This window comes from Thioalkalivibrio sp. ALM2T, from assembly GCF_000381505.1.
GTDB classification, from domain to species: Bacteria; Pseudomonadota; Gammaproteobacteria; order Ectothiorhodospirales; family Ectothiorhodospiraceae; genus Thioalkalivibrio; species Thioalkalivibrio versutus.
This window is the reverse complement of sequence record NZ_KB906561.1, coordinates 97,190-120,968: the sequence shown is the minus strand read 5'-3', so window position 1 is coordinate 120,968 and position 23,779 is coordinate 97,190. Positions and strand designations below refer to the sequence as shown.

Sequence of the window (23,779 nt, the reverse complement as noted above, 5' to 3'; positions counted from 1 at the left end):
AGCCGCCTGGCCTGCGGGCGGGATGCTGGGGTTGGCCCGGGTCAACGGCCCCGGGCCAACGAACCGGGCACCCGTCACCGATCCATGGGGTTTCCGGGTTCGTCGGGACCCGCCGCGGGGGGCACGCCACGACGCCTCCGGGTTTCGTCGTCGTGCAGGTGAACGTCCATCTGCGGAAACGCGATCTCGATCCCCTGTTCGCGGAAGCGCTTGATGATCGCGGTGTGGAGCCCGCTCAGCGTGACCAGCCGATCCGCCATCTGGCAGACGAACACCCGCAGTTCGAAATTCAGCGCGTTATCGCCAAACCGGAGGAAATACACCACCGATTCGGGATCTTCGAGGACGTGCGGGTCGTCGTGGGCCACCTCCAGCAGGGTCTCCCGGACAAGATCGACATCGGACGCATAGCTGACCCCCACCGGGATCACCAGCCGTGTGGTGGTGTCGCTCAGAGTCCAGTTGATCAGATGGTCGGAGATGAACGTCTTGTTGGGAACGACGATCTCCCGGTTGTCCCAGTCGACGATCGTGGTAGCACGGCCCCGGATCTTCGATACCGTCCCGCTGTATTCACCAACGGTGATGGTATCGCCCACCCGAACCGGGCGCTCCAGCAACACGATCAGCCCGGCAACGAAGTTGGCCACGACCTCCTGCAGACCAAAACCCAGACCGACGGTCAACGCCGCCACCAGCCACTGGATCTCGCTCCAGCGCAGGCCCAGAAGCGAAAACACCACGATAACCGCCACCACGGCCAGCAGATAGCGCAGGAGCATGGTGAACGTGTAGCGCCCGGGCGCATCCATCTGCGTGCTGCGCGACAGCAGGATCTCCACCAGCCCTGGCAAGTTGCGCGCGGACAACAGAAACAGCAGCCCCAGAAACCCGGCCAACAACAGATCCTGGAGGGACACGCTGGTGAGGATCTCGCTCTCGCCGATCTCGATCGTGCGCGACCACAGTGTGATCCCGTCCAGCCAGGCCAGGGCCGGCAGGATGTCCGACCACACCCACAACAAACCCACTACCGTACCGCCCAGCGCCGCCACCCGCAGCAGCGTGCGGCTTTGCAGATTGACGTCCTCCATGCTCAGCTGCGGCTCGGGGATATCCAGCCCAGTTTCGCCGCCGCTGCCGCCCTCGGTGACCGCCTCCTGCTCGCGCCGCTCACGGTTTCGGAGCAGCGCGAGCCGCATCTCTCCCAGGACCAGCCATCGGGCCGCCAGGCTGTAACCAAGACCGACAACAATCAGCACCAGCACCGTCCCGATCAGGTGCCGCAGAAGCTCGGCCACGGTGTACAGATAACCCGCCAGAGCAAGGGCCGCCAGGCCCACCACCATCACGATCACGAACCCCCGCAGCAATAACCGGCGGCGTTCGTCCAGCGTGCCGCCTTTCGAATCGTCCGGGACCGGTGCCAGAAGCAGCCAGGCCACCATCGCAAAATTCAGGATGACCGCCAGGAGCGCCAGACGGCCATAAAGGTCGAATACCTCGTCGCTCGGGTGCCCGAAGGCCAGGGCCACGAACAGGAACAGCAGGGTCTGCACCGGAAGAAACCAGTGCAGGTGACGATACAGACGCGTCAGCAATGGCTCGGGCCAGCCGAAATGCACGGTCCCGACCCCATGGCGGCTGATAAAGAGCAGCAGGAGATGGCCCGCCATCCACCACACCGAAACCGTGATCAGCGCCAGGGACAGGACCTCCACCGCAAAACCCGGCTCCGAGACCGCATGCAACTGGAATGAGAGGGTCAGCAGCAGAAACGGCACGGGTAAAACGCGCAGCAGACTCCACCCCAGGGCCCGGATGGTGACCGCAATACTGTCCGTGTAGCGGTGACGAGTCGTTTCGGCGAGACGCTCCAGATGCCGGTGGACATTGCGCCCGGCGAGATACAGCAACCCCGCCACCAGCAGAATGAACCCGATGAACCATGGCCGGTGCAGCGTCTGGCGCAGGAATGTCTCCCGCAACTCCGCCCAGGCGGCCGGGTCCAGCAGCGCCAGGGTCGCGGCCGGCGCCCGCTCGAACCACGCGACCCCGACCGGGGAATGGCTTGGCCACCAAAGCAACGCTTCTTGCAGGATCCGGTCGAGCTCCGCCACCAGATCGACGACCGCACGCAGCCGCAGGTCGGCCTGGCGCAGTTGTTCGGTCCGCGCCTCCTCGGCATGCAGCTCCGCATTCAGTGTCTGGCGGCGAAGCTCGCGCAAGACCGCACGGGCCGCGGGTTCCCATTCCGCCACCGGGTCCGCCGGCAGCACAGCCAGACGTTCGCGCAGGCTGATGGTCCGTAACTGCGACTGCGCCAGCTCCCGCTCCAGATCACGCAGCTGGAAACGGACCTGGTCAAGATCGCGCAGGCGTCGCTGCTCCTCCAGGAAGACCCCACCCAGCGCCTCGGTCAGGCCACTGATCTCCAGACGCTCGTGGACATGGGACAGGGATTGCGCTAGTTCGCGCTCGACCCGGACCAGCCGGTCACGCTCATACTGCAGGGTGCGGGTCTGTGCCTGGGCCTCCGCGATGCGGTCGAACGCCGCATGCAGTTCCTCGATTTCCTCCGCATGGTGCAGCGGCGCTTCCGGCTGACGCTCCAGCAGGGTACGCAGCTCCGCTCGCAGCTCCTGCAGTTCCTCGCTGGACAGTTCGGTCAACCGGACCTCCAGCCGACTCTGCAGGACACTCTGCCAGCGCGCCTGCAGCTCCAGACCGCGGATCAGCAGGCCCCGCGCCTGCATCCGCGGCGGCAGCGAAACGGCATCCAGCTGCGCCGCAAGCAGGCGAGCGTCCGCCTGTCGCGCCCGGGCCTCCTGCACGGCTGCGTGAGCCTCCGTCCATTCGACCTCCTCGGGCAGCGGCTGTGGCCCGTCCTCCAGCTCCTGACGCTCCCGGCGCAGGCGTTCCAGGGTCTCCGCCTGAACCTCCGCCTGCTCTTCCAGTTGCGCGTGCAGGATGCGCTGGTCATCGAGTTCCGCTTCCAGTCGCTCGCGGTCGCGCCCCACCCGTTCCAGCTCATCCTCGATGCGGCGGATCGAGACCTCTTCGCCCAGCCCGGCCGGGAATGCCCCGACCCCGTCCAGACCCTGCTCCAACTCGCCCAGACGCTCCGGCACCTCCCGGGCGGTGGTCGCACGGTCCAGCGCTCCCCGCACTCGCTCCACGGCCGCCTGCTCGTACTCGCGGGCCGCCTCCCACAGTGCCCGTTCCGCTTCCGCCCGGTCCTCGTCAGCGCTGCGCGCCTCGAGCTCGTCCAGCGGACTGGCCTCCAGCCACTCCTCCGCCGGTTGGGTATCCACGGCTTCCAGAAGCTCGGGGAGACGGTCGCGGAAAACAGCCAGATCGGTCTCCAGAGCCGCCACTTCCGCCGGGCTGACCACCACCGGCGAGGATGACCCCGGATCCGCGTCCGCCCCGGCCAGTGGACCGGCCACCAACCACAACAACAGGGTGATCCCAAGAAACGCGAGCCGCCACGTCCGGCGGCACTTGTTGCATCCGTCGATCCTTCTCATGATCTACCTGTCCGCGAACCCGCCCGCTGTCGACTTGCGATCCCGCCCCGCCCGGCATACTCCGCGCGTTCCGGGGCATACGGCCTCCGTATGCACAACATATACCGTATACCGCGTCGCCCCGGTTCGCCTGCCCGGTTCTGTGACTGCGTTAATCCCGCAGCGGCATCCCCGACCGCGATCCCGGCGACCATGCAACCCCGACGCCGCGGAACGGACGCCGGCACACACCCGCGCAATCGGGCACCCCCGCCCCAAACGCGGCCCACCCAGGCGTGACCCCGCACACGTTCCGGCGCGGGGTTCAGGACGAAATTCGGGGTCTGTGAGCCAGTTGGCTTGCGAGGATCAAAGGGGGCGAATAGCGTTTCCTGCGAGCACCCTCCCCCCTCCTGTGTGCTCGACGCCCCGCGCCTCCAGAGGCCGGGGCGTTTTCATTGGCGGGGCCCATGTGCCCAGGAGACTCCAGGCGCGGCGCGTGCAGGCGTCACGACTCCCTTGTGCCGAGTGACTGCACGGCGGTCACCGCGCCTTGTTCGCACGCAAGATCGACTCGCGCGCGAACGGGCCCTTGATCACGGTTTCCCTAGTGCGCCAGCAGTTCGCTCAGGGCATGCAGCATGGACTGCAGGCGGACCTCGTGGCGTTCGCCATCGAAATGGCAGGTCTCGACACGGGCATCCTGGCCTCGCTGTTGCCAACCGAAGCAGACCGTGCCGACCGGCTTGGCGTCGGTCCCGCCCCCGGGTCCGGCGATTCCGGTGACCGAGAGCGCGTGATGCGCCCCGCTGCGGGCCAGCCCACCCTCGACCATTGCACGAGCCACCGCCTCGCTGACGGCGCCGTGTTCCTCGATCAACTCGGGCGGCACGCCAACCATCGCGGTCTTGGCGGCGTTCGAGTACGCCACCCAGCCGCATTCGAACCACTGCGAGCTACCCGGGATATCCGTCATCGCCTGCGCGATGCCGCCGCCGGTGCAGGATTCCACGGTGCACAGGCGTTCGCCCTTCGCCATCAGGCGCTCGCTCAGGTCATAAACCAGGGCCGACAGGCTCGGGGCGTCGGACTCGCGGAGGGTCAGGAGGGTGGTGCTCGATTCTGCCGTCATGGCGCGATCATCCCTCCGGATCGAAGGCGACCGCAACCCGCCAGCCGTTACCGGATGCGCCCTCGACGGGGGCGCAGCGCACCACGCGGCCGTGACGCTCAAGACCCTCCAGGCGACCGTCCGGGCTTGGCACCGAGACCGTAATCCCCACACCGGCATCGGTCTCGCGCTGCGCCACAAAGGCGCAACCCATGGCGGAAAGGTCCTCCAACTGCACGCTGATGGACTCGCCACTGGAGCGCCAGGTCACGCGCGCCGCCGTGCTGACCTGCATCCGCCGGTGATCGCGCCGATCCTCTTCCCCGATCATGCTCGCCTCCTCCCTGACATCGCGTCGCTTGCGCTGTCCCGAGTGTGGCACAACTCCCGCACCTGACCCAGCTGCCATGCCGGGCACCGCATCCGTATACTGCGCGTCTGCCCGGATCGAGCGCCGCCGGACCGATGAGCGCCGCCGCCCATACTCCGATTAGAGGTCGCATTCGTTGGGCAAATCGCGTGCAGACCGCGCCACAGGGCAATGCCAGCCGCGCGAGCGCCGGCCCCCTGCTTGAGGACGTTACAGGCAGGGGTGTGGAGCGTTAGTTGGCCTGCTTGCGGTCCGCATGGGCGCGGGATAGCGTGACTGAAGAGCACCGCCCCCCTGTGTGCTCGGCGCCCCGTGCCTTACCCCTAGGCCGGGGCGTTTTCAATGATTCCCGGGTCAGCGCTCAACCGTGTTAAAGCCGATGATTTCGGTGCCCTGGCGGTTAGTCTGGCAGCGGGCGTTATAGTCGAGCTCGACGCCGAAAGAGTTGGATGCGGAGAAAGGTATCCGAATAAGATGGTTTCCATTGTTGAGCGTGGTTTGGGTAATACCAAACGCTGAAACAGAAAGGGTCGAAGGGTGCCGAACGTGATACCGAAGCTGCTCTCTGCACAGGTCTCGCGCTTGTCTTTCGGCGGAGACGGTGTGCGTATCAGATGAACCACCGCAATCCGACATCGCGAAAATGGCAACCACGACAATCCCGATTAGGAGTGTCCCGCCTCCCCCTGTGGCGGCTGCGGTCGGCATATTGGAGGCTGGACGAGGCTGATATCCAGGGTTCTTAGCCTGACGGGCCTTGGCATAGAACACCCCGCAGTGCGGACACTGCTCGGCTTTGTCTTCGTCGTTAAGCTCACCGCAGCGTGGGCAGATGATGGACATGGCGGTATTCCCTTTCCGTTTGTGTGCCAGTCTGCCCCCGGCAGTAACCAGCCGCAACGTGGGGCGGGCTACACGCTTATGCTGTCGGTGGGGAGGTCGGGGGCGGTGCCTTCGAGGCGGCCGGCGCGGATATAGACGGTGTCGCCGATTTCGGCGGTGCCGCGAACGCGCCAACGTCCTCGACGCCCACCTGCACGACCTCCGCGCCAAGGCCATCACCGACGCCAAGAACCAGGGCCTGGACCCGCAAGCCCTATCCGGTCACACCACCGAAGCCATGACCAACCGGTACATCCGCGCGCGTGATACCGTGCGCGCCAAACCCCCGAGTATTGGACAAATGTCTGATTGCAAATCCCGATTTTCTGGACAGCCGCTAACAAGTGACTGACAAGACGCCACTTTCCGCCCACACCCCGATGATGCAGCAGTACCTCGGTATCAAGGCCGAGTACCCGGAGACGCTGCTGCTCTACCGCATGGGTGATTTCTACGAGTTGTTCCATGATGACGCCGAGCGCGCCGCGGGACTGCTCGATATCACTCTGACCCGGCGTGGCGAATCAGCCGGACAGCCGATCCCCATGGCCGGGATCCCGGTGCACACCCTGGAGAGCTATCTCGCGCGCCTGCTGAAGCTGGGCGAGAGCGTAGCCATCTGCGAGCAGACCGGCGCTGTCGGAGAACAGAAGGGCCCGGTCAAGCGCGAGGTCGTGCGCATTGTCACCCCCGGTACCGTCACCGAAGAGGCCCTGCTGGAGGCCCGCAGCATCAACCGGATGGTCGCGGTGTGCCCCGCCGGCTCGGCCGCGATCAAGGGCCGCAAGGAGGGCTACGGGATTGCCAGCCTGGAGTTCGCCTCCGGCCAGTTCCGCCTGCTGGAGGTGCGCGACGCGACCGAACTGGCCGCCGAGCTGGCACGGCTGGACCCGGTGGAATGCCTGATCCCCGACCAGGCCGCGCCCATCCCCGGGATCAAGGGCTTCGCCCCGCAGCGCCACGCAGACTGGCACTTCGACGGTGTCTCCGCGCGGCGCGTACTTACCACCCACTTCGGCACCCGCGACCTCTCCGGCTTTGGCTGCGACGGCCTGGACCTCGGCATCGCCGCGGCCGGCGCCCTGCTCGCCTACGTACAGAACCGCCATCGCGGAGACCTCGCCCACATCACCGGCCTGGCGCACGAACTGCGCAGCCAGATGCTGGTGCTGGACCCGGCCACCCGCCGCAACCTGGAGCTGACCCGCACCCTGGGCGGCGAACGCCACGGATCCCTGCTGGCCCTGCTGGACACCACCCGCTCGGCGATGGGTTCGCGCCGGCTGCTGCAATGGCTGCACCAGCCACTGCGCGACCGCGCCATCGTCCGCGAGCGCCAGACCGCAATCACCGCCCTGCTGGAATCGGGTGCCACCGCACCCCTGCGCGAGGCCCTGGCCGGCAGCGCGGATGTCGAACGCATCCTGTCGCGCATCGTCCTCGGCAGCGCCCGACCGCGCGACCTGACCGCCCTGCTCGCGAGTCTCGAACGCCTGCCGCCCCTGCACCAGGCACTAACCCCGCTGTCCGCCAGCGCGGCGTCCCTGCAGGCGCTGTACTACGCCCTGGCCCCAGAGGACGAGCTGAACGCGACCCTGGCCGCCGCCCTGGTCGAGGAGCCACCGCTGCGCGTCACCGACGGCGGCATGATCCGCACCGGCTTCGATGCCGAGCTGGATCGCCTGCGCGCACTGGAGAACGATGCCGACTCGTTCCTGCGCGAGATCGAGGCGCGCGAGCGCGAGGCCACCGGCATCCCCACGCTCAAGGTCGCCTACAACCGCGTGCACGGCTACTACATCGAGGTCTCGCGCACGCGCTCGGCGGAGTTGCCCGGGCGCTTCATGCGCCGGCAGACGCTGAAGAACGCGGAACGCTACACCACCGAAGAGCTCAAGCGCTTCGAGGACGAGATCCTCTCCGCCCGCGAGCAGGCCATGGCCCGCGAGCGCGCCCTGTTCGACGGCCTGCTCGCCGAGCTCCAGGGTCGCGCCCCGCGCCTGCGCGCGATTGCGGATGCGCTCGCCGAACTGGATGCCCTGGCCTGCCTGGCCGAGCGGGCCAGGTGCCTGGACTGGCACTGTCCGGAACTGGTCGACACGCCCGGCATCCGCATCGAACAGGGTCGCCACCCGGTGGTGGAGGCCGGCCTGGATGCGCCCTTCGTCGCCAACGACACTGAGCTGGATCCCGAAGAGCGCCGGCTGCTGGTGATCACCGGCCCCAACATGGGCGGGAAGTCCACGTACATGCGCCAGACCGCGCTGATCGTGCTGCTGGCCTGCATGGGCAGCTTCGTGCCGGCCGCGCGCGCGCAGATCGGGCCGGTGGACCGGATCTTCACCCGTATCGGGGCCTCCGACGACCTGACCTCCGGGCGCTCCACCTTCATGGTGGAGATGACCGAGGCCGCCAACATCCTGCACAACGCGGGCCCCGAGAGCCTGGTGCTGATGGACGAGATCGGCCGCGGCACCAGCACCTTCGACGGCCTCGCCCTGGCGCTCGCCTGCGCCGAGCGCCTGGCGCGCCACAATCGCGCCCTGACCCTGTTCGCCACGCACTACTTCGAACTGACGGCGCTGGCCGAACGCGAGCCCGCGGTCGCCAACGTGCACACGGATGCCATGGAACACGAGCACAGCATCGTGTTCCTGCACCAGGTCCGCGAGGGGCCGGCCAACCAGAGTTACGGCCTGCAGGTGGCGCAACTGGCCGGGGTGCCGGCCGATGTCCTGAAGCTCGCGCGCCAGCACCTGCGCGAGCTCGAGGACCGCGCCGCCGAGAGCGACTCGCCGCAGCTGGGGCTGTTTACGCCCAAACCGGCCCTGGCGGACGTGGCCGCACCCGAACCCGAGCCGTACGAAGCGGAGGCACGCGCCCTGAAGGCCCTGTTCGATACCCTGGACCCGGACGACATGTCCCCGCGCGAGGCCCTGGATGCCCTCTACCGCATGAAGGACGCCTTGCGCGAAAACCACCCTCCCGGAGAAGCGCCGTAACATGCTGACGCACGGAGCGAATCGCATCACACCGCGGGCCACCGGGGGGAGCGGTGCGTTTCGCTGCGGTAGGCGCGCCGCCACAATGACGCCGGCGCGATCCGGGATTCACGACTCCCGCGGTGGTGGCGTTACAATGCTGCAATATCTTGTCGGCAAGGCCAGGGACACGTGCCGCCGCGACCATGACCGGGCCTCAAAAACCCCGGTCAACTGACTGAATTCAAAGGGAGACAAGCATGGCTTTCATCGTTCTCGATAACTGCATCAAGTGCAAGTACACCGATTGCGTCGAGGTCTGCCCGGTCGACTGCTTCCATGAAGGACCGAACTTCCTGGCCATCGACCCCGACGAATGCATCGACTGCACCCTGTGCGAGCCGGAATGCCCGGCCGAGGCCATCGTGCCGGAGGACGACGTCCCCGAAGACCAGCTCCAGTTCATCGAACTGAACGCCGAACTCGCCCGCACCTGGCCGGTGATCACCGCGCGCAAGGACCCGCCGGCCGACGCCGAGGATTGGGACGGCGTGGAAGGCAAACTCCAGTACCTGGAACGCTAACCCCGGCAAGACCGGTCCCAGCCAGCCGCCAGCCTGGGCGCAGCTCACAGTCAGGAGCTGCGCCACCACCCGGGGAGCGGCTCCTCCGCTGGCGGCGCGCAACGCCCACCCACCCTGCTACGCATCCGCGCCAGGAAGTGCTTGCCGCGCGGCCGCCTCCGCTGACGGCCGCATCGTCCCGCGGGCGGCCCTGCACGCAATGGATGATCGACCCAGTACGAGAAGGCCGGACGACGATCCGGGGGCCGGAAGCGCCGCCTCAGGCAGCAGGGCGATCAGGGAACAAGTGGCCTGGAATCCACCACAAGTACACCGCCATGCCGACCAGCTCGACCAGGGACTGGAACACCACCACGACCACGGCGAGTTGCAGCCCCTGCGGCAGGGCGAGCGCGATGGGCAGGACCACGAAGGAGTTGCGCGACCCGAGGCTGAAGGCGAGCACTCGCCCTTCGGCTATCGGCAGGCCGAACACCTGGGCCAGAGCCCGCGCCAGCAGGGCCGCGACCACCAGGAAACCGGCAAAGATCAGTAGCAGGGGCAGCAGCACGTCGGCCCCGTGCAGCACCGTGTTGACCTGCGAGGCCGCGATGATGAACACCACCACGGCCAGCAACGGGACCGGCAGCCAGGCCAGGCCCGAGATCAGATGCCCGCGGCCGGGGTCGTCGTTGGCCCAGCGTTCGGTCAGATAGGCGAGGATCAGCGGGACCAGGATCAGGCCGGCAAAGGCCTTCAGCACGTCCTCGCCGGCCAGCGCCAGGGTGAATTCGCCGCCGAAGAACAGCCACAGATACAGCGGCAACAGCGCCAGCTGCATGAGCAACGAGATCGGGGAGAAGGCGATGGCCCGGCGGGTATCGCCGCCGCCGAGATGGGTAAAGGTGATGAACCAGTCAGTGCAGGGCACCAGCAGCACCAGGGCGATCCCCAGGAGGATCGCCGGATCGCCCGGCGCCACCTGGAGGATCGCCCAGACCAGCGGCGGGATCACCACGAAGTTGCCGATCACTGCGGCCAGCAGAAAACGCGGCTCGCGGAACGCCTCGCCCAGATGGATCAGCGGCGTCTGCGTGAACGTAGCGTACAGCAGCAGCCCCAGCACCGGCCAGAGCACGACATCCAGCCACTGGCTGGCCTCCGGTGCATTCAGGCCGAGGAAGAGTCCCAGGCCGATCATCAACAGGTAGATCAGTACCTGATATTGCTCCAGCCGCTCACGCATCCGCGAACGCGGCTCGGGAACGGCACACGGCGCTTACCAGAGCCAGGTTTCGGGTTGCTCGATGGCGCGATTGTCGTTGTTGGCCAGCAGGCCCTTGATGCAGCGCACCAGCAGCCAGATCACCAGGGCGAGGAAGATCACGAACCCGATTCCAATGGGCGTCGTGATAGCCCCGATCACGCCGAACAACAGCCCGATCCAGAACGTGCGGATCTGGTAGGTGAAGTGGGAGACGCTGACGGTATCGGCCTCGCCGCGCTTGATATAGGCGATGATCAGGCCGGCGATGGCGGTCAGCGCGGTCAGGAAGCTCACCAGATACAGCACGTAGACCACGGTCACCATGGTGACGCCCTTGCGCGGCCCGGCCGCGGGCTCGCTCACCTCACTGCGCACGACTTCCGGTTTTGGATCTTCCGACACCTGGCACCTCCTGTGGATTGGCTCACGCGGCCAACTTAGCAGACTTGTCCGCTGACTACCCGGGCCCGCCCAGCACGATGAGCACGATGCCCCCCAGGGCGAAGACGAAGCCGGTCAGCTGCACCCAAGACATGCGCTCGGCCTGAAAGAAACGCGCCATCAACGCGGTCGGGGCCGGCGATAGCGCGCCGGCCACCGCAATGATCGACAAAAGCCCCATGCGCACGGCCACCACGAACGCGACCGTCGCCGCCGCCTGGAACAGCCCGGCCAGCGACAGCAACACCAGCGTGGACCGGCTCATCCCCGTCTGCGGGCGGCGGATCAGCATCACCACCAGCAGTGCCAGCGCGCCCACAGCGGAGGTCGCGACCACCGGCCACAGCGGCGAGCCAGCCTCGGCCTCGTTGAGGAACACGAAGACCAGGCCGAAGCAGACCCCGGCAATGGTTGCGTCCACCAGCCCGCGCACCGGGTGCTCGCCCCGGGCCAGCGCCATCAGGCCGCGCACGGGTTCGTCCAGGCGTCGCGGGCTGGCCTTGCGGGACCCGCCCGAGATCATCCCGATCGCCACCACGATGGCCGCGATCCCGGCCAGCGCCAGCGGTCCCGGTTGCTCGCCCATCACCAGCCCGACCAGCAACGGCACCAGGGCCGAGATCACCCCGGTCACGGCGGCCACCAGCCCCATCGAGCCCTCGGCCAGGCCATGGTAGTAGGCCAGTAGTCCCAGGGCCAGGGCGAGCCCCGAGGCACCCCCCCAGAGCAGGGCCTGGGTGCCGGGCAGCCCCGCCAGCGGGAGGGCAATCACCAGCAGCGCGACGGTCGCAAGGATCTGCGAATAGCAGGCGACCACCAGCGCCGGGATGCGTCGGGAGGCCAGGCCACCGAAGAAGTCCCCGGCGCCGAACCCAAGGGCTGTCAGCAGCCCGAGGAAGAAGGCCATGTCAGGTCCGGGCCCGACGGGGTCCCATCACGCGCCGCGCCTAGTCGCGGGCATTGTCGAGCATCTCCTGCAGGGCCCCTTCGCTGCCGGCATGGCCAACGCCAGTCACCACGCCCTCGTCATCCAGCAGGATCACGGTCACCTGTTCGCGCTCATGCGGAAGGAAGCCGGCATCGGCCGCGCTGGAGGTCACCACGATGGAATAGTCCCGCGCCTGCATGCGCGGCAGTACCACGTTCTGCATCGGTTGCGCCGGCATCTCGTGGATATCGGCGATGTAGATGATGCCCAGCGCATCGCGCGCCTCGGCACCCATGCCATCCAGCACCGCGTTGGCCACACCGGCCGGCGCGGCCTCCACGGTCTTCAGGATCACGCGGGCGTTGCCCGGCAGCTCCACCGGATTGCCGTGCTGGTCGTTCAGGGTGCGCTCGGGAAAGGGCTGGCCTTCGGCGAACTCGGGTTCCGGGCCACCGCCGGACATGCAACCGGCAACTAGCCCGGCCGCGGCCAGCAGGACGGCGGGCAGAAAGGATCGGGCGATACGGGACATGACAGTTCTCCTGCGAATCAGAACATGGAATCAAGCGCGCAGCACGGGCGCGCTTTAGCGCCGCCGATGGTAACGCATCGAGTGCGTCAGTAGACTGCAACAACCTTCACGACCGACGCCTGCATGCTGTATTCGCTGATCAAACTGCTGCGCCCGCACCAGTACATCAAGAACGGGTTCGTGTTCCTCGGCGTGGTGTTCGCGCACGAGTGGGGCGAACCCGGCACGGTGCTGGCGGCCACTCTCGCCTTCCTCGCTTTCTGCGCGATCGCCAGCGCCGTGTACGTGCTGAACGACATCGTCGATGTCGAGGCCGACCGCCAGCATCCGACCAAGCGCGACCGCCCCATCGCCAGCGGCGCCATCAGCGTACCCACCGCCTGGGCGATCTTCGCAACGGCGGCGGTCATCGCGCTGGTCCTCGCGGCGATGGTCAGCACCTGGGTCATCGCGCTGATCCTGACCTACCTGGTGCTGAACGTGGCCTATTCCTGGTCGCTGAAGCACATCGTGATCCTCGACGTATTCAGCATCGCGGCCGGCTTCATGCTGCGCATCCTCGCCGGCACCCTGGGCCTGGGCATCGAGCCCTCGCAGTGGCTGCTGCTGTGCGGCCTGATGCTGACGCTGTTTCTCGGCTTCGCCAAACGCCGTGCGGAACTGGCCGACGACACCATCGAACGCCGCGGCAACGCCGATCGGCCGCGGCGCGTGCTCGACGACTACAGCCTCAGCCTGCTCGATCAGTTCACCTCCATTAGCGCCGCCTGCACGGTGCTCGCCTACGGCCTGTATACCGTCAGCGCGGAGACCATGGCCCTGCACGGCACCGACGGGCTGATCTACACCCTGCCGTTCGTGATCTACGGCATCTTCCGCTACCTGTTCCTGCTGCACGCCCGCGGCGGCGGCAACGACACATCACGCGACCTGGTCACCGACCCCCACCTGCTGGCCACCGTTGCGGTGTGGCTGGGGGTCACCATCGCCGTGCTCGCATGAGCACGATCCGGCTCTCCGGATGGCGCCTGCGCGCCGTGATGTTCTCGATCATCGTGGCCGTCGCCCTGTATCTCGGGATCGCCCTGTGGGCCGGTGCGGACGAAGTCTGGCGCGCCCTCAAGCTGGTGGGCTTCGGCGGACTGCTGCTGGCCCTGGCGCTGTCACTGGGGAACTACAGTCTGCGTTTCACCCGCTGGCAGCTGTACCTGCGCACCCTGGGCCATGCCGTCCCGGCCGCTGCCAGCCTGCACATCTACGTCGCCGGCTTTGCCCTGACTACCACGCCCGGCAAGGCCGGCGAGGCCCTGCGCGGGGTGCTGCTGAAGCGCCGCCATGTGCCCTACCCCGACAGCTTCGCGGCATTCGTCTCCGAACGCCTGTCCGACCTGATCGCCGTGGTGCTGCTGTCCATGCTCGGCCTGACCCTGGTGGCCCAGGGCACCTGGCTGATCCTGATCGGTGCCGCCTGCATCCTGGCCGCGCTGGTGGTGCTCGCCTGGCGCCGGCCGCTGGCCTGGCTGCAGACCGTGAGCGACCGTCCCGGCCAGCGCCTGTGGCGCACCCTGCACCATCTGGTTACCGTCCTGCTGCAAGCGCGGCGCTGCCACCGGCCCGCCCTGCTGGCCGGCGCCACCGTGCTCAGCGTGATCGCCTGGAGCGCGGAGGCCCTGGCCTTCTGGTGGATCCTGAATGCCATAGGCTTCGAGGCCACGTTCGCCTTTGCCGCGTTCGTGTTCGCCCTGGCCATGCTGGCCGGCGCGCTGAGCTTCCTGCCGGGGGGCCTCGGCGGCACCGAGGCGGTGATGGTCGCCCTGCTGCTGTGGGCCGACATGCCCCCGGCCGACGCAGTCGCGGCCACCATGCTGATCCGCTTCACCACCCTGTGGTTCGCCGTGATCCTCGGCCTGATCGCGCTGGGCACCAACCCCGAGGCCCGCGGCCGCGAACTCCCGGACCCGCACCATGGCTAGGCTGGCCACGCCAATCCCGTCATTGCGAAGCCCCGCAGGGGCCGCGGCAATCTCCCGAAGCCGTTCCGGGCGCTGGGGGCTGGAGACGGCGATAACTCGCTGCGCTCGCCCTTCGGGCCGGCCTGCGGTCGTTCAACGCACTACGCACTTTTGTGCCGCGGCCGCGCAGCGGCCTCGCAATGACGGGGACATTGGGCGCGCGGAGGGCAGGGCATGACCGCCAGCTGGAACCGCATCCCTCGGGTGGAACACGCGGCCGAGGTCGCGCTCAGTCGCCGCGGGCGGACATTGCCCGACGTACCGCGCCCCCTGCTCGCCCACGGGCTGGGGCGCAGCTATGGCGACGTCTGCCTGAATCCCCAGGCCTCGCTGCTGCACACGCCGGAGCTGGATCGCTTCGTGGCCTTCGACGCCGCCACCGGAGAACTCACGGCCGAGGCCGGCCTGTCGCTGGATGCACTGCTGCGCTTCGCCGTACCGCGCGGCTGGTTCCCGCCGGTGGTGCCCGGCACACGCTTCGTTACCCTGGGGGGTGCGGTCGCCAATGACGTGCACGGCAAGAACCACCACCAGGCCGGCAGCTTCGGCGACCATGTACGCGCCCTGACCCTGCGTCGTTCCGATGGCCAGGTGCTGGAGGTCACCCCCGAGAACACACCCGACTGGTTCGCCGCGACCGTCGGCGGCCTGGGCCTGACCGGCCTGATCGAGACCGTGACCCTGCAACTGGCCCCGATCCGCAGCGCCTGGATGCGCGCCTGGTCGCAGCGCTTCGACTCGCTGGACGCATTCTGGGAGCTGAATGCCCAGTCCGAGCGCGAGTGGCCCTACACCGTGGCCTGGATCGACTGCCTGAACCCGGGAGCGGGCGGCCGGGTCGGTCGCGGCATCTACAGCGGCGGGCGCCATGCCACCACCGCGCCGCGCAAGGACGCCTGGCACGAACGCCGCCGCAGCATCCCGCTGGACCCGCCGGTGTCGCTGGTCAACCGCCTGACCCTGCGCGCGTTCAACCACCTCTACTACCGCCAGCGCGTGCACGCGACCCCGCGCGCGGTCCATCACCTGCCTTGGCTGTTCCCGCTGGACGCGATCCGGCACTGGAACCGGATCTACGGTCACAACGGTTTCTACCAGTACCAGTGCGTGCTGCCGCCGGCGGCTTCAAAGGACGGCGTGCAGGCCCTGCTGGATGCCATCGCCGCCAGCGGCCAGGGCTCGTTTCTCGCGGTACTCAAGACCTTCGGGGCCCGCCCCGCGCCGGGCCTGCTGTCCTTCCCGCGCCCGGGTGCCACGCTCGCGCTGGACTTCCCGGAAAAGGGCCGCGACACCGAACGCCTGTTCACGCGCCTGGACGCGATCGTGCAGGAGGCCGGCGGGGCCCTGTACCCTGCGAAGGATGCACGCATGCCGGCGGCCGTCTTCCGCCAGGGGTTCCCCCGCTGGGAGGCCTTCGCCGAGTATGTGGACCCCGAATTCTCCTCCGGCTTCTGGCGCAGGGTGACTGCATGAACCCGATGAAAAACGTTGTCCTCTTTGGTGCCACCTCGGCCATCTCGACCTCTGTGGCGCGGGAGCTTGTCGACACCGGCGCGCGGCTGTTCTGCGTGGCCCGCGACGGCGAGGCCCTGGAGGCCCTGCTGGCCGATCTGCGCGTGCGTGCCGACGACCCGGACGGCACCCGCATCCTGGGCGCCACCGCGGATCTGGCCGACATCGACGGCCACGCGGCCCTCTGGCAGCAGGCGCAGGAGGCCCTGGGCGAGGTGGACAGCGTGCTGCTGGCCTGGGGCACCCTGCCCGACCAGGCGGCCTGCAACGCCTCGGTCGACGAGACCCTGCAGGCGATCCACGTGAACGGCACCAGCGCCATCGCCCTGCTCGCCCGCATCGCGCCGGACTTCGAGGCCCGCGGGCGCGGCGTGATCGCCGCGATCGGTTCGGTGGCTGGAGATCGCGGCCGCCAGAGCAACTACACCTACGGCACCGCCAAGGGCATGCTCGCCACCTACCTGCAGGGCCTGCGCAACCGCCTGTTCTTCAGCGGGGTGGACGTGGTCACCATCAAGCCGGGCTTCGTGCGCACGCCGATGACCGAGGGCCTCAACCGCGCCGGGGCCCTGTGGGCCGAACCGGAGACGGTCGCCCGCGGCATCGTCCGCGCCATGCACCGTGGCCGCGACGTGGCCTACCTGCCCGGCAAGTGGTGGGTCATCATGACCATCATCCGTCTGATCCCCGAGTACCTGTTCAAACGCCTCAAGCTGTAGTCATGAACGCGGCCCAAACCCAGCCAGGTCTCGCGCGGCGCATTGTGCTGTTCGACTTTGACGGCACCCTGACCCGGCGCGACAGCCTGTTCCCGTTCCTGCGCCATGCACTGGGGACCACCGAATTCCTGCGTCGACTGCCCGCCTGCCTGCCCGCCCTGACCGGCCTCGCGCTGAAACGCCTGTCCAATCAGGACGCCAAGGAGGCCGTGCTGACCCGGATGCTGGCCGGCGAAACCCTGGCCCACCTGCAGGCCTGCGGTCGCGAGTTCGCCGAGCAGCGGCTGGACCGCCTGCTGCGCCCGGCCGGCATGCGCCGGCTACAGTCCCACCAGGCCAACGGCGACACCTGTGTGCTCGTCTCCGCCTCGCTGGACCTGTGGCTGCAGCCCTGGGCCGAGCGCCATGGCATCCAAGCCGTGGTGAGCTCGCGCCTGGCGGTGGATGACGCCGGGCGCGTCACGGGCCGCCTGGACGGAACCAACTGCCGCGGCGCGGCCAAGCCGGCCGCAGTGGCCGCCTGGCTCGCCACCCTGCCGCCGGAAGAGCCCGTGGACCTGGCCGCCGCGTATGGCGACAGCGCGGCCGATCGCCCAATGCTTGAACTGGCCCGCAGCGGTTACCTCCTGCGCCTGGGTCGATTCCGCACAGTCCATGGACCGGACACGGACAGCGAAGGACACCCCGCGTGACGAGCCCAAGCCCCACCTGGCCCTGGCTGGCACGCCACTACGGCGCGATCCTGCTGGGCGTCCTCCTGGTGAAGATCCTGATGGCCTGGTGGGTGCCGATTACCGGCGACGAGGCCTATTTCCTGATCTGGGGACGCAACCCGGATCTCGGCTACTACGATCACCCGCCGATGATCGGCTGGTGGCTCAGCGCGATCCTGCCACTGTCGGATCACCCGCTGGCGATCCGCGCCCTGGGCATCTTCGTCTCCATGGCGCCGGCGCTGGCGATCTTTGCCTGGTGGCGGCATACCGATCCGGTTCGGGCACGCCTGGTCTCGCTGCTCGCGCTGTTCATGCCACTGTTCTTCATTGCAGTGATCACCGCCACCGACACCCCGCTGATCCTGTTCAGCCTCCTGGCGACCGCACTGACCTGGCAGGCGCTGCGCACGGGACAAGCGTCGTGGTTCCTGCTGGCCGGCTTCGCCCTGGGGTTGGCGTTCCTGTCCAAGTACTTCGCGGTGCTGCTGGGGATCGCGCTGGGGCTGCACATCCTGCTGTTCGCGCGGCAGCACTGGCGTGGGCTCCTGCTGATCATTCTCGGCGTGGTGCCGGCGGTGGCCCTCAACCTGTACTGGAACTGGGACAACTGCTGGTACAACGTGATGTTCAACATCGTGAACCGGCATGGCGACGGCGGCTTCGACCCGGGCAACTGGCTCACCTACGCGATCCTGCTCATCTACCTGTTCACGCCCTGGCTGCTGTGGTTCTACGCCCGCCAGTGGCGTGCCCTGGCCGCCGGCATCCGCGAGCACCAGCTGGGCGTGTTCCTCTCTACCGGGCTGATCCCGCTGGTCCTGTTTGCCCTGCTCGCCCCGTTCAAGGGCATTGGACTCCACTGGCTGGCGGCCTTCGCTCCATTCCTGCTGCTGCCGGCCCTGTTTCTCACGCTGCGCGCCCTGAGCATCAGCACCTTGCTCTCCGCTGCGCTCGCGGCGCTGCACGCCGTCGCGATCCTGACCCTCGTGCTGATGCCAGTGGAATGGCTGAAGGGCCAGGACCGCTACGCCGACGCGGTGTTCTATCTGGCTCCGGAATCGGTAGCCGAGGTGGTCGCCGAATACGACGCCAACTGGCACGTCTTCACCCGCAGCTACTCGCGCTCGGCGGTGCTCGCCCACTACGCCGGCCGCGAGGTCGGCGTGTTCGGCCCCGGCTCGCATTACGGGCGCCAGGACGACCTGCTCACCGACTTCCGCGCGCTGGACGGCGCCAACCTGCTCTACGTCCCCACCCGCGGCGAGCTGGACCCGGCACACGTGGAGCCCTTCTTCGACGAGGTCCGCGTACGCGAGGTCACCATCCACGGCGTCGAGTGGACCCTTTCCGAGGGCCACGGCTTCGACTACGCCACCTACCACGACCTGGTCCTGCAGCCGGTGCTCGAACGCTACTACCACTTCCCGGACTGGCTGCCCGAGGGCCGCTGCGGTTTCGTCGAACGTTATGAGGAAAACCCTGACTAGGGAGACGCTGATCCATGTGGGCGTTCGCGTCACTGCCCACCTTCCCCACTCCTGCCTCGCACGGATCGCAGGTGGACGGCGTCACTGGTGAATGATGTCCGGCCGCATCTCGGCGAGCTCGCGTAACAGGCGATTCTGGGCGGCTAGTGGGACACGTGCCGTATCCATCGCGGTGATGAGATTTTCAACCAGGGCGTTGAACTCGGCCTCGGTAATCCCCATGCCGCCGTGGACGCGCTCCATGCTGTCTCCGGAGTAGTCACAGGGGCCACCAGAGATGTCGCATATCTGCTCGACGAGCAGGCGGCGGAATCGCTCGATATTGGTCTGGGCGAAATGCTCGACGATTCGCAGATCGCGCGAGATCTCAAGCAGCAATTCCTCGACGATGAGATCAATGCCACCCATCCCCCCGAGTTGCTGAAACAAGCGGTCATCGCGTTCTGCGTCATCCGCCGAGACCTGGGCCGAACCGGCCAGGAACAGTACAACAATCCCAGCCGTAACACCCGCTACCCATCGGTTCATCAGCGTTCTCCTAAAAGCTCGCCTGGAGGGACACGTAAGCCCCGGACTGACGTTCCAGACCCGCGACCGAGCCGAGATCCACGAAGGCACCGATGACCGAGAAGTTCTTGTTCGGGAAATACCCGATAAACACGTCCCACCAGTCATCCTCGTCGACCCCCGCGAGATTCGCTCGCTTCTGCCGATACTCCACGCCAACGGCAGTGTTGCGACTCAGAAACAGGGCCGCAGAGGCCTCCCCGACCAGCCGGTGGCTATCGTTCTCTGCCCCCCCGAATCCCAGCAGCCCCGTCTCGTTCGCTTTCGTGGCCCGCACGGTTCCGTTCAGCAACAGACTGCGGCCCGCCGGCCCCGCCAGGAACAGCTTGCTGGCCGACAGGTAGACATCGGTACCGGAACTCGAACGAGCCCCCAATGCAGAAGGGATCGCGAAATCCTGCTGGCGCTTGTGCTGCACCCCCAGGGAAATCTGTGGCATATCCGTATAGATCAGATCGCCAGCCAGGCGCATCTTGGCCCCGAATACGTTCTGCCGCACCTGGGCATCCAGCGGACCCACGTCCAGTCGTTGATGCCCGAAGCTGACCTCGAAGCGGTTGTTGAATCCCGCGCTGAGCGCCAGGACCGACAGGTCGAGATCGCGCGTCGTGGCGTAAGAGACAGTGGCATCCGCGCCAAACTCGTCCTCGGCCCCATAGCCGGCAATCACGGCCCAGGGGACGATCCCTCCGCCAGCGGCACCCTCGATCTGAGTCCCACCGCCAGTGGCCAGCAGCCGACCTCCGGTATCCGATGATGCCGGAACGGATACCCCAATCAGGGTCATTCCGGCGATCCATCCCGCTGTGATCCTGCACCAGTGCATCATCGCTGCGTCTCCCGTAGCTTGTGTTCTTGTGATTCTGGCCTTGCGCCTATGACCGAGCGGCAAGCCATTCCTGGTAGGCCATTGCGGACAACGGCTTCGCAATACCAAAGCCCTGGGCATAGTCGCAGCCAAAGCTTGCAAGCTGCTCGCGAACAGCGTCCGTCTCGACACCCTCGGCGACCACGGTCATGCCGAAATCGTGACCAATACGAATCATGGCCTGAATGACTCTCCAGGCATCCTCACTATCGTCGAGGCGCAGCAGGAATTCCCGGTCGATCTTCAACTCGTCTGCCTGGACACGCTGTAGTTGTGCCAGGGACGAATACCCGGTGCCAAAGTCGTCGATCGAGATCGCCAGACCCAGGGACTTGAGCTCCGCAACCGTGGCCAGGGCCTGGTCCAAATCCTCCATCAGGTAGGTTTCGGTCACCTCGACCACCAATCGACCCGCGGAAACGCCGTGGGCGTGCAGAATATCGCTAATCCGGGTGGCCAGACGCTCATCCTGGAGATCCCGTCCGGAGAGATTGACCGATAGTCGTACGTCCAGCCCGGAACCCTGCCAATCGGCAATCTGACCGACAGCGCGCTCCAGTACCCAGTCGGTTAGATCGGTGATGGTGCCCGACTGCTCCGCCAGGGGAATGAACTCGGCCGGCGAAATGTTTCCCAGCTGGGGATGCGTCCACCGCAGCAGTGCTTCAGCCTGGTTAGCCAGGCCTTGACGCAGGTCCAGCTTGGGCTGGAACGCCAATTCCAGCCCTGTCGCCGCTTGGCTGAGGGCTGCCTGAGATCGCACCGCATCCGCCAATTGGCGCAGGGCCGCAACGATCTCCAGCGATCGCATATACCGGTCCTCTTCGCCCGTGACATAGATACCAAAGGGCTGTCGATCACGCTTCGCCCGGTTCAGGGCGATGTCGGCCCGACGCAGGATGACTTCGACCGAGTCGCCATCTTCCGGCGCACCCACTAGACCGGCGACGACTTCGAGTTCAATGCTGGCATCGTCGAACACATAGGTACCGTTGATCTGTGCAAGAAGCCTCTCGCCCTCCGTGCCGCAATCCACCACCGCGCGTTCGGATATCCAGACAAAGACATCACCTCCCATGCGTGCCACCAGCATTGGTTCGAGCTCGCGCATTCGCTGGGCGACGGCCTGCAGTAGACGGTCGCCCACAGCCGGTCCCAACAGGTTGTTGATCTCGCCAAAGTCACGCAGGTCGATCAGCGCGACCGTCAGCCTCCGATCCGCGCCGAGTGCTGCCAGCTCGTCGGCGAGATCGATCGTCAGGCGCGTGCGATTGGGGAGTTGAGTCAGGGGATCGTGATAAAGACGATAGAGCAGCTTGTCCTCGCGATCCCGGACTGCCTCGCTCATCGCATTAAAGGCCCGTCCAAGCTGTCCGATCTCGTCACGGCGACGCGTGGGGACCGGTATGTGGTACGAGCCGGCGGCAATCTCGCGTGCCCGCCCGGCTAGATCGGAGACCGGGCGCGAGATGAGCTTTCCCATCCACAAGGCGGACAGGATAGCCAGTAACAGCGCCAGTCCACCGATCAGCAACATCTGGTCACGCAGGGTGAAGTACGCGCTCATGGCTTCGGACAAGTCGTTCTCGAGCATCGCCAATGGCGCACCGGCATAGGTGGGATCCAGGCTCACCACGTGAACCAGCCCGTCGTCCGAGACATCGGAAAAATTCGGCCTGGGTTCTTCAGCCTCACGGGCGCCATCCAGCGCATCCGGCCGAGTGCGCGGAATTTCTCCGCCGAGCAACCGCCGGGAATCCGCCAGGGGTTCAGAACGTTCCTCGTTCGCAGACCAGATACTGACGTGTTGCCCTGTCAGGCTGTGGATGCGCCGGGCATAGGCATCATCGATATGGAACGCAAAACCCGCCCAGCCAATTTGCTGCGGTGCCCGCACGGGTACCAGCACCGTCTCGTAGGCTTGACCGGCCAATTCGTAAATACCCGCCGAACCATTAAAGCGGCGTGCCTGCTCGATCAGGGCGGGTGCCAGGAAATCCGCATCTGCGGGGACGGCGTCATCATCCGTCGTTGCCACGACCTGACCCTCCGGATTCAGAACGAAACCGAAGTCGGCCTGAATCCGTTGACCAAAATTATCCAGCGCCGACCGCATGGTCGCGGCGTCACGGCTTGCGACCGTTTGGCGGAACCCAAAGTCGTTCGCGGTGATCTCCGCGTTTTGCAGCGCCGTCGAGAGATCCGCAAGCAAGAGTTCCTCGAAAACGCTTGCGGCCACCTCCAGTGCGCGTTGTCCCTGGTTGATCGCCGTATTCTGGGCAGCCGTCAAAACGGCCAGCGTACCCCCTGCAACCACCACCAGGAGGACGACCGCGATCGACAGGAAAATCCGGGTTGCGAAACTGTTCAGCACAGGGATTCGCTAGGGCGACCGAAAACGGCGAAACCGCTGCTGCAGGCCGTCAGGCTCACTACTTTCGTGATCGTGACGGGCGGCAGGGGTCGGCGTAACACTCATTTCCAGTTCGACAATGGATTCATCGCGGCCTTCCAGGCGCGAAACGCCAAGCGTTTCTGTGGATCCCTCGGCACGTGGGTGCCAGAAATACACAGTCGTTGCAGCGGTCGGCAATCGGTCCAGCCGCGCGCGGCCATCGGGTCCTGTATGCGCAAAAACCGAGGTATCGACAACGTAGATATAGCCCAGCATGCGGTCATGGATGTTGCAACCCAGTACGACTTCACCGGCTTTGTCGAAATAGACCGGCTCTGCAGGTACACCCGAGTAGAGGGGCAACTCGAAGGACTTGGCCTCCGAAAACGAGTACACGTGATGCCGAACGTCGTCGCTATTCGGAAAGTCGACCGCGGCGCCGCGCTGAACGGGAAGCACGTGTGGCACAAACGCATGATTCACCTGGTCCATGATGGCCGGAGCTGCGGGACCCATGTCGTCATCGGGCAAGGCGTACACGACAACATCCGCCAACGGCTCGCCATGTTGGTCGGTTACCGCGAACGAAATCCCGTCGCGGGTATCCGCGAAGACAGGACTTCCTGCAAGGACACATCCAACAAGAAAAAACCCTTTTCGGCAGAAGGCCGCGAACCAGGAAAATCGCTTATATCGCTTGTCCGACACGCGTTACCTCGTCCTAGTCGCCGTGGTGTCGGCGCATGGAATCGCAGCATGCCGCGCTTCAGCCCCTCGCCCACAAGGCACGCTCGCAGACTTGGTCGGAGTATTCAAGCATGCGATCCCTGCCTGCGCTCATGACCGGCATCGCCGGACAAGAACGCAGGCAACTGCAGCACTCCGAAAGGTCCCTCACTCAAAGCCAGTTCGACGCAAT

The 23,779-nt window shown here is 66.6% G+C and carries 20 protein-coding genes; 8 read left to right on the top strand and 12 right to left on the bottom strand.

Features of this window, described 5'->3' with window-relative positions; all coding sequences use genetic code 11:
- Window positions 1-74: 74 nt before the first annotated feature.
- The 4 genes from F816_RS0108260 to F816_RS14885 all read right to left on the bottom strand — a co-directional run bounded on the left by F816_RS0108260 (window position 75) and on the right by F816_RS14885 (window position 5,833).
- Complete coding sequence (locus F816_RS0108260; protein WP_026333200.1) at window positions 75-3,395, bottom strand: mechanosensitive ion channel domain-containing protein; 3,321 nt, start codon at window positions 3,393-3,395, stop codon at window positions 75-77.
- Between the two features lie 721 nt (window positions 3,396-4,116).
- Complete coding sequence (locus tag F816_RS0108255) at window positions 4,117-4,641, bottom strand: CinA family protein (protein ID WP_019594337.1); 525 nt, start codon at window positions 4,639-4,641, stop codon at window positions 4,117-4,119.
- Window positions 4,642-4,648: 7 nt separating this feature from the next.
- Window positions 4,649-4,951 (bottom strand): PilZ domain-containing protein, encoded by a 303-nt coding sequence (locus F816_RS0108250; protein ID WP_018144308.1) that lies wholly within the window; start codon window positions 4,949-4,951, stop codon window positions 4,649-4,651.
- Between the two features lie 393 nt (window positions 4,952-5,344).
- Complete coding sequence (locus F816_RS14885) at window positions 5,345-5,833, bottom strand: hypothetical protein (protein WP_155998543.1); 489 nt, start codon at window positions 5,831-5,833, stop codon at window positions 5,345-5,347.
- A 422-nt stretch (window positions 5,834-6,255) separates the two neighbouring features.
- Between F816_RS14885 and mutS the strand changes: the two genes are divergently transcribed.
- Together mutS and fdxA are read left to right on the top strand one after the other, a co-directional pair.
- Entirely contained in the window at window positions 6,256-8,874 is a 2,619-nt protein-coding gene (mutS, locus tag F816_RS0108245; protein WP_019594336.1) for a DNA mismatch repair protein MutS, read from the top strand.
- Between the two features lie 239 nt (window positions 8,875-9,113).
- Window positions 9,114-9,437 (top strand): ferredoxin FdxA, encoded by a 324-nt coding sequence (fdxA, locus tag F816_RS0108240; RefSeq protein WP_018168634.1) that lies wholly within the window; start codon window positions 9,114-9,116, stop codon window positions 9,435-9,437.
- A gap of 259 nt (window positions 9,438-9,696) precedes the next feature.
- Here the strand turns inward: fdxA and F816_RS0108235 are convergent, their stop codons facing one another.
- The 4 genes from F816_RS0108235 to F816_RS0108220 are packed head-to-tail and all read right to left on the bottom strand — an operon-like array spanning window position 9,697 to window position 12,584.
- Window positions 9,697-10,662, bottom strand: a complete 966-nt coding sequence (locus F816_RS0108235) for an arsenic resistance protein (protein ID WP_019594335.1) — start codon at window positions 10,660-10,662, stop codon at window positions 9,697-9,699.
- Between the two features lie 33 nt (window positions 10,663-10,695).
- Window positions 10,696-11,085 carry a hypothetical protein gene (locus F816_RS0108230; protein ID WP_019594334.1) on the bottom strand — a complete coding sequence of 130 codons (390 nt, stop codon included), beginning with the start codon at window positions 11,083-11,085 and terminating at the stop codon, window positions 10,696-10,698.
- 55 nt (window positions 11,086-11,140) lie between these two features.
- A complete protein-coding gene (locus tag F816_RS0108225; RefSeq protein WP_019594333.1) occupies window positions 11,141-12,031 on the bottom strand; it encodes a DMT family transporter in 891 nt (296 codons plus the stop codon).
- 40 nt (window positions 12,032-12,071) lie between these two features.
- Window positions 12,072-12,584, bottom strand: a complete 513-nt coding sequence (locus tag F816_RS0108220) for a hypothetical protein (protein WP_019594332.1) — start codon at window positions 12,582-12,584, stop codon at window positions 12,072-12,074.
- Window positions 12,585-12,707: 123 nt separating this feature from the next.
- Between F816_RS0108220 and F816_RS0108215 the strand changes: the two genes are divergently transcribed.
- The 6 genes from F816_RS0108215 (at window position 12,708) to F816_RS0108190 (ending at window position 19,030) form a co-directional block, all read left to right on the top strand.
- On the top strand, window positions 12,708-13,586 hold the full coding sequence (locus F816_RS0108215) for a decaprenyl-phosphate phosphoribosyltransferase (protein WP_019594331.1): 879 nt from the start codon (window positions 12,708-12,710) through the stop codon (window positions 13,584-13,586).
- A complete protein-coding gene (locus F816_RS0108210; protein ID WP_019594330.1) occupies window positions 13,583-14,557 on the top strand; it encodes a lysylphosphatidylglycerol synthase transmembrane domain-containing protein in 975 nt (324 codons plus the stop codon). The genes F816_RS0108215 and F816_RS0108210 overlap by 4 nt, the downstream gene beginning before the upstream one ends.
- Before the next feature lie 213 nt (window positions 14,558-14,770).
- A complete protein-coding gene (locus F816_RS0108205; RefSeq protein WP_019594329.1) occupies window positions 14,771-16,069 on the top strand; it encodes an FAD-binding oxidoreductase in 1,299 nt (432 codons plus the stop codon).
- Window positions 16,070-16,074: 5 nt separating this feature from the next.
- Window positions 16,075-16,827 carry an SDR family oxidoreductase gene (locus F816_RS0108200; protein WP_369773338.1) on the top strand — a complete coding sequence of 251 codons (753 nt, stop codon included), beginning with the start codon at window positions 16,075-16,077 and terminating at the stop codon, window positions 16,825-16,827.
- A 2-nt stretch (window positions 16,828-16,829) separates the two neighbouring features.
- Window positions 16,830-17,519, top strand: coding sequence for an HAD-IB family hydrolase (locus tag F816_RS0108195; protein ID WP_019594327.1), 690 nt, complete (start codon window positions 16,830-16,832; stop codon window positions 17,517-17,519).
- Window positions 17,516-19,030 (top strand): glycosyltransferase family 39 protein, encoded by a 1,515-nt coding sequence (locus tag F816_RS0108190; RefSeq protein WP_019594326.1) that lies wholly within the window; start codon window positions 17,516-17,518, stop codon window positions 19,028-19,030. The genes F816_RS0108195 and F816_RS0108190 overlap by 4 nt, the downstream gene beginning before the upstream one ends.
- Before the next feature lie 81 nt (window positions 19,031-19,111).
- Here F816_RS0108190 and F816_RS0108185 read toward each other — a convergent pair whose 3' ends face one another.
- The 4 genes from F816_RS0108185 to F816_RS0108170 all read right to left on the bottom strand — a co-directional run bounded on the left by F816_RS0108185 (window position 19,112) and on the right by F816_RS0108170 (window position 23,568).
- Window positions 19,112-19,558 (bottom strand): group 1 truncated hemoglobin, encoded by a 447-nt coding sequence (locus tag F816_RS0108185; RefSeq protein ID WP_019594325.1) that lies wholly within the window; start codon window positions 19,556-19,558, stop codon window positions 19,112-19,114.
- Window positions 19,559-19,568: 10 nt separating this feature from the next.
- Complete coding sequence (locus tag F816_RS0108180) at window positions 19,569-20,384, bottom strand: DUF3034 family protein (protein ID WP_019594324.1); 816 nt, start codon at window positions 20,382-20,384, stop codon at window positions 19,569-19,571.
- A gap of 88 nt (window positions 20,385-20,472) precedes the next feature.
- Window positions 20,473-22,839 carry a bifunctional diguanylate cyclase/phosphodiesterase gene (locus tag F816_RS0108175; RefSeq protein ID WP_019594323.1) on the bottom strand — a complete coding sequence of 789 codons (2,367 nt, stop codon included), beginning with the start codon at window positions 22,837-22,839 and terminating at the stop codon, window positions 20,473-20,475.
- Between the two features lie 9 nt (window positions 22,840-22,848).
- Entirely contained in the window at window positions 22,849-23,568 is a 720-nt protein-coding gene (locus F816_RS0108170; RefSeq protein ID WP_231363392.1) for a methylamine utilization protein, read from the bottom strand.
- Window positions 23,569-23,779: the final 211 nt, after the last annotated feature.

What these genes read in the sequence shown, in the direction of transcription:
- F816_RS0108255 (WP_019594337.1), bottom strand. Translation starts at nt 4,641, where the DNA reads ATGACGGCAGAATCGAGCACCACCCTCCTGACCCTCCGCGAGTCCGAC.
- F816_RS0108250 (WP_018144308.1), bottom strand. Translation starts at nt 4,951, where the DNA reads ATGATCGGGGAAGAGGATCGGCGCGATCACCGGCGGATGCAGGTCAGC.
- F816_RS14885 (WP_155998543.1), bottom strand. Translation starts at nt 5,833, where the DNA reads ATGTCCATCATCTGCCCACGCTGCGGTGAGCTTAACGACGAAGACAAA.
- mutS (WP_019594336.1), top strand. Translation starts at nt 6,256, where the DNA reads ATGCAGCAGTACCTCGGTATCAAGGCCGAGTACCCGGAGACGCTGCTG.
- fdxA (WP_018168634.1), top strand. Translation starts at nt 9,114, where the DNA reads ATGGCTTTCATCGTTCTCGATAACTGCATCAAGTGCAAGTACACCGAT.
- F816_RS0108235 (WP_019594335.1), bottom strand. Translation starts at nt 10,662, where the DNA reads ATGCGTGAGCGGCTGGAGCAATATCAGGTACTGATCTACCTGTTGATG.
- F816_RS0108225 (WP_019594333.1), bottom strand. Translation starts at nt 12,031, where the DNA reads ATGGCCTTCTTCCTCGGGCTGCTGACAGCCCTTGGGTTCGGCGCCGGG.
- F816_RS0108220 (WP_019594332.1), bottom strand. Translation starts at nt 12,584, where the DNA reads ATGTCCCGTATCGCCCGATCCTTTCTGCCCGCCGTCCTGCTGGCCGCG.
- F816_RS0108215 (WP_019594331.1), top strand. Translation starts at nt 12,708, where the DNA reads ATGCTGTATTCGCTGATCAAACTGCTGCGCCCGCACCAGTACATCAAG.
- F816_RS0108210 (WP_019594330.1), top strand. Translation starts at nt 13,583, where the DNA reads ATGAGCACGATCCGGCTCTCCGGATGGCGCCTGCGCGCCGTGATGTTC.
- F816_RS0108205 (WP_019594329.1), top strand. Translation starts at nt 14,771, where the DNA reads ATGACCGCCAGCTGGAACCGCATCCCTCGGGTGGAACACGCGGCCGAG.
- F816_RS0108200 (WP_369773338.1), top strand. Translation starts at nt 16,075, where the DNA reads ATGAAAAACGTTGTCCTCTTTGGTGCCACCTCGGCCATCTCGACCTCT.
- F816_RS0108195 (WP_019594327.1), top strand. Translation starts at nt 16,830, where the DNA reads ATGAACGCGGCCCAAACCCAGCCAGGTCTCGCGCGGCGCATTGTGCTG.
- F816_RS0108185 (WP_019594325.1), bottom strand. Translation starts at nt 19,558, where the DNA reads ATGAACCGATGGGTAGCGGGTGTTACGGCTGGGATTGTTGTACTGTTC.
- F816_RS0108180 (WP_019594324.1), bottom strand. Translation starts at nt 20,384, where the DNA reads ATGACCCTGATTGGGGTATCCGTTCCGGCATCATCGGATACCGGAGGT.